At 37.5% G+C, this 11,788-nt stretch carries 8 protein-coding genes; 6 read left to right on the top strand and 2 right to left on the bottom strand.

What is annotated here, in order from left to right; all coding sequences use genetic code 11:
* Positions 1 to 93 precede the first annotated feature (93 nt).
* Both MF646_RS15275 and xylE read left to right on the top strand, forming a co-directional pair.
* Complete coding sequence (locus MF646_RS15275) at positions 94 to 1,056, top strand: sugar ABC transporter substrate-binding protein (RefSeq protein ID WP_250097380.1); 963 nt, start codon at positions 94 to 96, stop codon at positions 1,054 to 1,056.
* A gap of 281 nt (positions 1,057 to 1,337) precedes the next feature.
* Positions 1,338 to 2,771: a D-xylose transporter XylE gene (gene xylE / locus MF646_RS15270; protein ID WP_250097379.1), complete on the top strand. Its 1,434-nt coding sequence runs from the start codon at positions 1,338 to 1,340 to the stop codon at positions 2,769 to 2,771.
* Between the two features lie 724 nt (positions 2,772 to 3,495).
* On the opposite strand, the gene MF646_RS15265 is transcribed toward xylE, so the two are convergent.
* Both MF646_RS15265 and MF646_RS15260 read right to left on the bottom strand, forming a co-directional pair.
* Entirely contained in the window at positions 3,496 to 5,250 is a 1,755-nt protein-coding gene (locus MF646_RS15265; protein ID WP_250097378.1) for a sigma-54 interaction domain-containing protein, read from the bottom strand.
* 20 nt (positions 5,251 to 5,270) lie between these two features.
* Positions 5,271 to 7,049 carry a sigma 54-interacting transcriptional regulator gene (locus tag MF646_RS15260; RefSeq protein ID WP_250097377.1) on the bottom strand — a complete coding sequence of 593 codons (1,779 nt, stop codon included), beginning with the start codon at positions 7,047 to 7,049 and terminating at the stop codon, positions 5,271 to 5,273.
* Between the two features lie 552 nt (positions 7,050 to 7,601).
* Here MF646_RS15260 and MF646_RS15255 point away from each other — a divergent pair.
* From MF646_RS15255 to MF646_RS15240, 4 genes are all read left to right on the top strand, one after another.
* Positions 7,602 to 8,708 (top strand): alpha/beta hydrolase family protein, encoded by a 1,107-nt coding sequence (locus tag MF646_RS15255; RefSeq protein ID WP_250097376.1) that lies wholly within the window; start codon positions 7,602 to 7,604, stop codon positions 8,706 to 8,708.
* 34 nt (positions 8,709 to 8,742) lie between these two features.
* Positions 8,743 to 9,705 carry a fumarylacetoacetate hydrolase family protein gene (locus tag MF646_RS15250; protein ID WP_250097375.1) on the top strand — a complete coding sequence of 321 codons (963 nt, stop codon included), beginning with the start codon at positions 8,743 to 8,745 and terminating at the stop codon, positions 9,703 to 9,705.
* A 60-nt stretch (positions 9,706 to 9,765) separates the two neighbouring features.
* On the top strand, positions 9,766 to 10,716 hold the full coding sequence (locus tag MF646_RS15245; RefSeq protein ID WP_250097374.1) for a VOC family protein: 951 nt from the start codon (positions 9,766 to 9,768) through the stop codon (positions 10,714 to 10,716).
* Between the two features lie 123 nt (positions 10,717 to 10,839).
* Entirely contained in the window at positions 10,840 to 11,589 is a 750-nt protein-coding gene (locus MF646_RS15240; protein ID WP_250097455.1) for a cyclase family protein, read from the top strand.
* Positions 11,590 to 11,788: the final 199 nt, after the last annotated feature.

Here is an 11,788-nt window from a genome sequence, read left to right as displayed (position 1 = left end):
GTTCGTTGAAAGCGCATTCATACGGAAGAATCACAAGTGTTAAAAAGGATAGATTTACTTTCATATTATGAAGAATTTTAAGGGGGTTTTGTGATGAAAAAGAAAAATATTTTTGCTGCAATTCTAAGTTTGGTTATGTTGTTAATGGTGACTGCTTGCGGTAGCAGCGGGGAAGAAGCAACCTCAGAAGGTTCTAGTGGAGACACAAAGGTGATAGGGGTTGCTCTTTCTAGTGTGAGTGATACATTCCGCACATATATCTATGATGCGATGAATGAAGAAGCTCAAAAACATCCTGACATTGAATTTGTTTTCTCAGATGCCCAAGATGATAGCGCAAGACAATTGAACCAAATTGAAAACTATGTATCTCGTAACGTAGATGCCATCGTTTTAATGCCAGTAGATACGGTCGCTGCTCCTGATATCGTTACTATGGCAAACAATGCAGACATCCCGATTGTTGTGGTAAATCAGACATTTGATGGGATTGAAGAAGCCACAGCATTCGTTGGTTCAACTTCTATTAAAGCTGGCTTGATGCAAATGGAAGAGGTGGCAAAATGGTTAGAAGGTAAAGGGAACATTGCGATTATTGAGGGTGGACTTGGACATGAAAACCAGGTGAAAAGAACAGAAGGAAATCATCAAATTGTGGATCAACATCCAGGAATGGAGGTAGTAGCACAAAATACTGGAGAGTGGTCCCGTACGGAAGCGATGAGGTTAATGGAAAATTGGCTTCAATCAGGTCGGACAATTGACGCCGTTGTTGCCAATAGTGACGAAATGGCCATTGGTGCACTATTAGCGATTGAAGCGGCAGGGAAGTTAGATGACATTATCATTGCCGGGATTGATGCTACACCTGATGCAATGGAATATATGAATGCTGGAAAACTTGAAATAACGGTCTTCCAAGACGCAAAAGGACAAGGGGCTGGAAGTATTCAAACAGCTGTCAAAGCAGCAAATGGTGAACAAGTAGAGAGTATTGATATTCCGTTTCAACTTGTTACACAAGAAAACGCAGATAAGTTTGTAGGGAAAAATTAAGTTGGATTTTTCTAAATAAGAGTAGCCAGCCTACGGTTACTCTTTGTTTTAGTTCAGTTCCATTATCTTTTGTCTCCGAATTATTTTCGAAACTACGTCCATATAGTAGAAAGCAATATACTTAAATTGTTTGGCAATTTACTTTAATGACGGCGTTTTCGACAATAGATATAATAAAATTACAAAGTTTTAGCTGACACAAAAGAGGAGGGATTATTCTTAATTTCGAATTAATAGCTTTTGTGAAAACGCTTAAAAAGAAGGTTGTAGGGGGAGAAACAATGAAAGAAAACTCGAAAAAAAGTAACCGTTATATACTTACAGTTGTCTCAACTGTTGCATTAGCTGGTCTTCTATTTGGTTATGATACCGCTGTAATATCCGGTGCGGAACAATCGATTCAACGATACTTAATCGATAGCTTGGGGCTAGGGTCCTTTGCTCATGGGGTAACCGTTTCTAGTGCCTTAATTGGGTGCGTGATCGGTGGAATCATTTCCGGTTTCCTTGCAAACAAAATAGGAAGAAAACATACATTAATTCTAGCTGCCGTTTTGTTTTTTATATCTGCATTAGGTAGTGCTTATCCAGAACTGTTGTTTTTTACAAGGGATAATCCAACGATGGGGTTATTATTAATGTTTAACTTTTATAGGGTTTTAGGTGGGATCGGAGTTGGGATGGCTTCGGCAATAGCTCCTGTTTATATTAGTGAAATTACACCTAAACAAAGCCGAGGAAAATTTGTAGCACTTTATACACTTTCGATAGGAATTGGTGCATTGTTGGTATATATAGTCAACTTATTGATCGCTGCTGGTCAAAGTACGGCATGGATTGATGATATTGGCTGGAGATATATGATTGCTTCAGAGATGATTCCTGCTTTGCTATTTTTATTATTACTGTTTTTTGTTCCAGAAACACCGAGGTATCTTGCTAGTAAACAGGAATATACTAAAGCCTTTTCTATACTACAACAAGTAAACGGTTCCAAACAAAAAGCACAAAATATCCTAGACGATATAAAATACTCATTAAATAAACAAGATATGAGTAAAGCACATCTCTTTGACTATGGGAAACTCGTTATCTTTATTGGTATCGCGATTGCGATATTTCAACAATTAATCGGAATCAATGTTATTTTATATTATGCTCCCCGTATTTTTGAAGCAATGGGCGCTGGACCAGCGGCTTCAATGCTCCAAACGGTGATTGTTGGTATAGTCAATATCATATTCATGGCCTTGGCAATTTTATTTGTTGATAGTTTGGGTAGAAAGCCCTTACTCATTGGTGGAGCAATTGGTTGTGCAATCAGCTTATTCTGTGTCGCAACATTAGCGTCTATGAATATATTCGGGTTAACAACATTAATTTTCATCTTATTATATGTTGCAAGCTTCCAAATGTCTTGGGGAGTCGTAACGTGGGTCGTCGTTTCTGAGATTTTCCCAAATCGAATACGTGGTCAGGCTATGTCCATTGCAGTAGCGTTGCATTGGTTAGCGAATCTAACTATTTCGTCTACGTTTCCGCCATTAAATGACCTTTTGGGGCCAATGACTTTTGCCATCTACGGTTTGATTAGTCTAGTAGCTATGGTCTTTATTTGGAAAATTGTTCCTGAAACGAAAGGGAAAACTCTTGAGGAGTTGGAGGAAATTTGGAAAAAAGATTGTAACGAAGATAATAATAAAAAAGCTATATAGTTTTAACCTGGTTCTTCCTTTGAAGGAACCACTGAAAACCACAACCATTTTGAAAGCTAACGGCTTCGGTTGAGAGGGAGAAAATGCAATTCAACATGACATTAACATAGGTTTAAGTGGAATAACAAACAATACAATTACAAAACAAAAGGATCAGATTTTAGAATCTGATCCTTTTTGGTCTATAAACCTAGCCTTATTCATCTAAAGCTACCCGATTGTACAAGTTAATTAGACGCTGACACTAAAGCAATTTGATAAATAAGCGGAGAAATTTCTCTTAATTTGGAAGTAGGTAGCACTGAAAATAGCTTAAATAGACGGAAAGATTCCGACTATTGACTCGAAAAACGTGAAAATGGGTAATTTTGCATTGCTTAATCGGAAAACCTCCGCTTATATCCCCCGAACCGTCTCTAGTCTGCAGTCTAACAGAAAAAATTCCGCTTATTGGCTCTTGTTATATCAATGTTTAGAAGCAAAAGATGCTATTTTAACAGATACTATAGCACCCCTTTATCATGCGAAAACGCAAACGTACAATAAATATAACAACGAAAAAAGGAGATGCGAATTAGCGTGCTAATTACATCTCTAAAAGCTATGTGATTTACTTGTTTTCTCTCTCTCAAGGGAACCCGTTATTTTTAAAGCGGTTGTGGTTTTTTGGAAATATCTCCTATCGATGCAAAGATTAACACCAATGTTTAGTTGAAACGGTCACTTATTTTATTTGATATTTTTTCAGCTTATCATAGAGAGCGGATCTCGAAATCCCTAATATTTTCGCAGTTTTGCTTTTATTATTGTTTGCTTTCTCTAGGGTGTCCACTATTAATTGATGTTCAACTTTTTCCCATTCCATTGATGTTTCTCCGATCTCATTTTGAATGCAAGTCGAGTTATTTGTGATGGTGTGAGTAGAGGAAATATGTTTGGGCAGATGGATGGATGTAATGATATCCTCAGCTAAAAGTGTCGCTCTTTCCATCACATTTTCTAGTTCTCTCACATTTCCAGGCCACGAATATTTCTTTAGATCAGATAGAGCCTCATCCGTTAGTAAAGGGGGAACGCGTCCTTCTCTTGTCGCTGTTTTTTCAATAAATAAATTAGCTAATATAGGAATGTCCTCTAGCCTATTTCGTAATGGCGGAATCGATAGATGGATGACATTTAATCGATAAAACAAATCAAGACGAAAGTTGCCGTTGTCGATTTCTTCTTCTAAATTCCGGTTTGTTGCCGCTATGATTCGAAAGTTAATAGGAGTCGGTTTGTTGCCACCTATTCTTGTAACCGTACGACTTTGAATGACTCGAAGTAATTTAGATTGCATCTCTAACGGCATTTCTCCGATTTCGTCTAAGAAAATGGTTCCACCATGAGCGAGTTCGAATTTACCGAATCGGCCATTTTTCCGAGCGCCGGTAAAAGCGCCTTCTACGTACCCAAATAATTCACTCTCAACTAGATCACGAGGAATAGAGGAGCAATCAATCGTAATAAATGGACCGTTACAACGGTGGCTATGATTATGAATGGCCTGTGCGATTAACTCTTTCCCTGTCCCGCTTTCACTTTCGATTAAAACGCTTGAGTCGGTTTTTGCTGCTGATTTAGCCAATTCAACAAATTCAACCATTTCACTGTTTTTGTATTTAAAATCGGCAAAATCAAATCTAGCTTTATTGCCGACAATATTTCCTACCATATCCCGGACGACTTTCATTTCCCGAAAGATGAAGATGCTGCCAACAAGTTCTTGATTATCATCGTCTACGATGGGGATCGAACTTTTCACCAATTGAATACGCCTGCTTGGTCTTGAAATAAAAAAGTCACGATTTTCCCAGCCTTTACCCGTATGAAGGACTTCAATCATTTGCTCATAATAATCAAATAACTCAGAGACATGTTTTCCTGTTGCTTTTTTCGGATCGACGTCAAGAATTTTGCCGCCGACTCGGTTTAAATAAGTAAGCTCACCATATTTATTAATAGTTAGGTACCCTTCACTCGTTGCTTCACATATTTTTTCTTGATATTCACTTTTCAAAAAAATATCTTCCTTCGTTCTTTGGTTAACCACTAAGTAGCCAATGTAATCAGCTAGTATTTGCAAGGAAAAATGTAACTCATCTTCTTTCTTATGACAGGGGACGATCAGGTGAAAGTCTGAATGCTGATCAATAAAAATGGGACATGAATAAACAAATTGTTTGACACCGCTATCAGTAACTATGTGATCGATACTTGCTTTATTGTTAATAAGGGGATTTACCCATGCTGCTGATTTTGTTTGTTCGTCACTTATAAGTCTCGTATCTTTATCATAGTAACAAACAAAGTTATTGTCTGAATGAAATACATACATGTCTAAGTTAAGGTTTTCGATCATGTCTTCGTTGTTTTCGATAATGCTTTGAAATGTTGAAATAAAATCTTCTGACGAAATACTCAATTTTTTTGTTGTCATTAACGTATTCACCTCCATATCTATATCGTAATGTTGTAACTTTTTAGTTTGTTATATAGGGAGGAACGGGATATACCTAATTTTTTTGCGGTAAGACTTTTATTTCCGTTCAGCTCTGAAAGGGTATTTGAAATCAATTGTCTTTCAGCGCTTTGTCTTACCATTTCGGTATCAGTATCATACATTGGATTCGGTTTATTTTCCTTTACAGCGAGAGTAGCGGGCTGTAATTCACTTATATATTTAGGGAAGTGCTTTAATTGAATTTCTTCATTTGCCAAAATCGTCACTCGCTCAATGATATTTTCTAATTCTCGTACATTTCCAGGCCATCTGTAAGACTTAAGAAGTTGTATACAATGGTTAGAAATGGCAGGGGAAGGACGATTATCTCTTTTTGATGTCTTCTCGATAAATAAATTGACAAGAGTAGGAATATCTTCCACTCTCTCCCGTAGAGGAGGTAGAGCTATGTGAATGACATTAAGTCGATAAAATAAATCAAGACGGAAATTCCGATGCCGTATTTCGTTTTCTAACTTTCGGTTGGTAGCAGCTATAATTCGAAAGTCAACAGGAATTGGATCATTGCCACCGACCCTTGTAATGGTTCGACTTTGGATCGCTCGTAATAACTTAGATTGCATGTCTAATGGCATTTCTCCAATTTCATCTAAAAAGATTGTGCCTCCATGAGAAAGTTCAAACTTCCCAATATTGCCACCTTTTTTAGCGCCCGTAAATGCTCCTTGGACATAACCAAAAAGTTCACTTTCTACTAGATCATGGGGGATAGAAGAACAGTCAATGGTAATAAATGGGCCATTGCATCGGTTGCTATAATTATGAATGGCTTGTGCAATAAGTTCTTTTCCTGTTCCACTTTCGCTTTCAATTAATATACTTGAATCTGTTTTGGCAGCAGCTTTTGCTAATTGAATGACCTCTGCCATATTGTTGCTCTCAAATAGGATGTCATCAAACGTATAGATCGTATTTGTACTAACAAGATTCGCTACAAAGTTACGAACTGTTTTAATCTCTCTAAAAAGGAAGATCCCGCCGACGAGTTGTTTTCGATCATCTACTAATCGAATGGCACTTTTAACGATATGAATGCGTTTATTAGGTTTATAAATAAAAAAGTCACGATTCACCCAGCCATTACTAGATTCTAGTACTTCTAAAAGCTGCTTGTCGTGTTCAAAAATGTCAGAAACATGTTTTCCAAAGATATCTTTTGATTCCATTTCAAGTATTTCTAGTCCTTTTTGGTTCATATACGTGATTTCCCCAAATTTATTAATGGTAAATGAACCCTCACTTGAGGCAACACATATTTTCTCATGGTATTTATTTTTTAGAAAAATAGTTTCCATATTGATTTGATTCGTAATACGGAAGCTAATGTGTTTTGAAAGTAACCGTATGGAGAAGAAAAGTGTTGGGTTCGGCTTTCTCTCATATGGACAACACAGATAGCATTCAACATGATGGTCAATCTTAATAGGGCATACGATTACCCCTTTATCTTTTGAAAACTTTATACCCTTAGCTGTTCCATTGATAGCTATGTCTAGATCAGACCTCACATGTTGAAGCCAAGGGAGAGGCTCATTTGTTTGTTCAAGAATCTTCATGTTGCTTCTATTAAAATAGCAAATAACAGAATGATCACGGTTAACAATGTAAAGGTTAAGTTCTAAATCTTTCAGTAAGGTTTTATAGCTTGTGATCACTTCTTCGAAGGCTGTAGTTAGATACTTAGTCGATAGGTTTGGTGGCTTGGTAACGATCAACGTATTCTCAACTCCTTTACCTGGATATGTAACCGCATTCAAAAAGGTGGAATCAAAAAGTGAACAAAAAACATACAATTTGTCTTTATCTTAATCTTTGTTTGTGCATTTGACAATACAAATAAGGTGATTTTTTAGAAAATTGTGCAAAAAGAGAACAGTTTGTTGTGACGGTGCTGAAAAAGGTCGACTTTCACCTTTTCAGTGCTTCTTTATTGTTGGGATACGATGATAAAGGAAAGTTCTTCTAGTATTCGGGGGTTTTTAGATAAAAATTGTTTAAAAATAACACACATAATACACAACATTGGATCTTGTACATTGATGTGTGCAAAATCCAAACAGTCTATGAGCGTTATACTAAGTTGCAATTGTAACGTAAACAGGAGAAATATACGGACTTTAAAGCTTTGTACGGTATTTATACTGCGGACTTAAAAAGTTGGCACGTAAATTGCAAAGTAAATTTACGAATGGTGAAAGCACAACCCTAATTATTGTTGGAATTGATAAGAGCTTTTACTTTACATAATTTGATGAGGAGTGGTAAACATGTTTCATTATTTTCCTGAAAACTATATGTGGTCGTATCAAGTCGTTCGCATGATGTGTCAAGCTCAATCTGGCGGAGGTGAAGTAAACGAAATTCTAGAGGTGGCTAGTGAAATCAAAGTAGGAGATTACGAGAGTTTTCATTCTGCATGGATGAATATGGGGAATAAAACATTAACAAAAGCAAATGAAGCATTAGATCAAGGTCGTATTGAAACGGCTAGAACAACTTATTTAAATGCATCGAATTACATTAGAACAGCTGAATTCTTTTTGCAGCCAGATGACGAACGAAAAATTCCTACTTATTTAAAAGGGGTGGAAGCATTTAGAAAAGGGGCAGAAATGTTAGACAATCCGCCTCAAGCGATCCAAATTCCTTATGAAAATTCGCATTTGCCTGGATATTACTTTCCTGTGAAGGACAAAGTAAACAGTCCTTTAGTTATTATGTTTGGTGGTCTAGATTCAACGGCAGAGGAGCTATATTTTGGACCAGCGCAAGAGTTAAATGAACGCGGTATTTCTTTTCTGGCAGTAGATGGACCTGGGCAAGGTGGAGCTTTGCGCTTAAATCATATTCACTCACGTTATGACTATAATGTTGCTGGTACGGCGGCGTATGAATGGGCTGTCAATAATCTTGATATTGATCCTGAACGTGTTGGGATTATGGCTGTGTCGATGGGAGGCTATATGGCAGCTAGGTCAGCGGCTTTTGAACCTCGTTTTAAAGCATGCGCGATTTGGGGAGCTGTATATGACTATAATTACACATGGTCCCAGCGCCCTGATGATCATCCATTAGCAAGGATTATCATGCATGTTATGGGTAAAGATAACATGGCAGATACGAGAAAAGAGCTTGATAGATTTAATTTAAGAGGTGTCGCTGAAAAGATCAGCATGCCAACTTATATTCTCCATGGGGAAGATGATCGTCAGAATACGGTGAAAAATGCCTATGATCTTTATAATGATCTAACTTGCGAAAGACAGATGAAAATTGTTCCGAAAAGCAGTTCAGGATCTGCTCATTGTCAAGTTGATAATTTTACAGAGACATATGAAATGTTTGATTTCTTGAAGGAGCAATTGACGAAATAAATGAATGAACGATGACTAAAGGAGGGGTGAATTCATGAAATTTGTTAGTTTTAAACATGCAAACGGAGATGTTCGTGCGGGCTGGGTTGAAGGAAATAATGTCATAGACATGAATTACGTAAGTGAAGGAAAATTACCTTCTACGGTCCTGGAATTTATCAAAAAACATGATCACTATCTCTCGGTTGTGGAAGATTTGAAACGTCATGTTGATATAGGAATATTTGATTTAGAGGAAGTGGAACTAGTAGCCCCGTTGCCTAATCCAACTAGCTTTCGAGACTTTGTAGCCTTTGAAACACATGTGTTAAATGCTACGAAACGAGCTGGTCATACAATGGCAAAGGAATGGTATGAAATCCCAGTTTTCTATTTTTCAAATCATCATGCAATCAAAGGACCGAATGAAGCCATTGCTCGTCCGAAAAAATGCGTTAGGCTCGATTTTGAATTGGAAATGGGTTGCATTATCGGGAAGGAAGGAAAAAATATCTCAGTAGAAGAGGCTGAAGACTATATCTTTGGTTACACCATTTTGAATGATTGGACAGCACGAGATTTGCAAATGCAAGAAATGGCCGTTCATTTAGGCCCTGCCAAAGGGAAAGATTTTGCTACATCGATTGGCCCATACATTGTCACGAAAGATGAACTGGCTCCTTATCAAGTGAATGATCGATATAACCTAGAAATGACGGCAAAAATCAACGGAAAAATCGTTACAGAAGGAAACTTTAAAGATATTTACTATAGCTTTCCACAAATGATTGAACGAGCATCTGCGGAGGTTACCCTGTATCCAGGAGATTTACTTGGGTCAGGTACCGTTGGATTTGGTTGCATCTTAGAATTAGGGCCTGACGTTCATCGATGGTTAGAGCCTGGGGATGAAATCGAGTTAGAAATTACAGGTTTAGGTACATTAAAAAATACAATTGCAAAGGAAGACATTGTTGACAATCCAACAATTGATAGGTTGAAGAGTTCTACTAGATAAAAAGAAATCCAGTTTGATTGAAAATAAGAAACTATAAAAACAAATATTGGAGGAATGATCATGCCAAAAAGAAATCATTTTATCTCACAGTTAGCACACTTAGAAATTTATAGTCCAAAACTAGAGGAATCTGTTAAATTCTTTCATGATATTTTAGGTTTAGAAGAATCAGGTAGATTAGGGAAGTCCGTGTACATGCGTGCATGGGGAGAGTTTTTCCACCACAGCTTAAAGATTACAGAAGGACCAACACATGGACTTGGACATATCGGCTGGCGTGCGGAAAGTGAAGAAGATTTGTTAGAAGCTGTAGAGTTTATTGAAAGCAAAGGATATGGAAAAGGCTGGATTGAAGGCGATCTTGGACATGGGAGAGCGTATCAATTTTTATCACCAGAAGGTCATTTAGAAGAAATTTTCTGGGATGTTGATTTAGCTGTCATTCCAGAGGAGAAGCAAAGTAAATGGCGCTCTCGTCCACAAAAAAATCCAAGCCGCGGTGCATCCGTAAGACGTTTAGACCATGTTACGCTTTGGAGTAGTGATGTCTCTCGTCACAATCAATATTATCAAGAGCTCGGATTTAAATACAATGAAGGTGTTGTTCTGCCAAATGGAACAGAAGTTGGTTCCATTCTAGCCGTATCTAGTTTGAACCATGAAGTAGCAATGTTTGCTGACTTTAAAAAGGAACATGGAAACTTAAATCATATTTGTTACGCGGTAGAAAATCGAGATCAAGTACTAGAAACAGCTGACTATGTGGTAGACAATGGCTACCGACTAGAAATGAAACCGTTTAAACATGCTTTAGGTGAGGCGTTTACGACGTATGCGATTGAGCCAGGTGGAAATCGCGTTGAAATTTATGGTGGATCTCCATTATACTTTGCGCCGGATTATGGACCAAAGTTATGGCCAGTAGAAGAAAATCCAAATGATGCTTGGTCTGAGCATAACATCTTTAATACAGCACAGTTTGATAGTATTCATGAAAAAGCTGGTAAATAATTAGTGTAGTGATGAGCTATTAAACTCTTGATACCCCTTGATAACAAGGGGTTCTAACTTCCAGATTAATTGAATCTTTGATGGAGAGGATGAGTAAGGTTGAGTAATCGAAAAGGAGTCAGAATGGTTGATATAAGTGTTCCAATCGATAAAGAGTTAAAGGACCCACTTCCTTTCTCCATTCGCTATGAATCACATGATGATGGAGCAGAATTAGCTGCGAAACTATATGGCTTGCAGCCAGAAGATTTCCCTGAAAGAAAATGGGGGGCAGGTGAAAGTCTTTCTTTAACGAGCCATGCGGGAACCCATGTTGATGCACCTTGGCATTATTGGCCGACAAGTGAAGGGAAACCTAGTCGTACTATTGATGAATTGCCGCTTGAGTGGTTTTATAGTGATGGGGTTGTGCTAGATTTTACAGATAAAGCACCAGGATATGAGTTAACGATACAAGACTTAGAACAGAAACTCGCTCAAATGGAGTATAAGTTAAAGCCATATGATATTGTCATGATTCGCTGTGATGCAGATAAAAAAATGTATCAAGATGATTATGCGCAAATCCATGTGGGTGTTTCTGCAGATGCTACTCGCTGGCTAATTGAACAGGGAATTAAAGTAATGGGAACAGATGGCTGGGGCTGGGATACACCTTTCTATGTACAAGCAGAGGATTATAAAAGTAATCCTAGACCAGATGTATTATGGGCTGCCCATTTTGTAGGGAAAGAAAAAGAATACTGTCAAATTGAAAAACTAGCAAACTTAGATCAATTACCTCCTTATGGTTTTAAAGTCTCTGTCTTTCCAGTCAAAATTAAAGGTGGTAGTGCTGGCTGGACGAGAGCTGTGGCAATTATAGAAGAGTAAAAGAAAAGTAGAGTAATTTTCCCGCACAACTGTGAGATTCTCGTACAGTTGTGCGGGGAAATTTGTTTAAAACACGTTTTATTGAACATACGATTTGGTGGAAATACATTATTTTGTCCTATTGGTTTACACGTGTACAAAATTTACACACTGTTAATGGTTGATTTGTCTTGAAAACGGACAATTTGCAGATGACTAA

Source organism: Halalkalibacter alkaliphilus (genome assembly GCF_023555415.1).
GTDB lineage: Bacteria > Bacillota > Bacilli > Bacillales > Bacillaceae_D > Halalkalibacter > Halalkalibacter alkaliphilus.
This window is presented reverse-complemented; position numbering and strand designations above follow the sequence as displayed.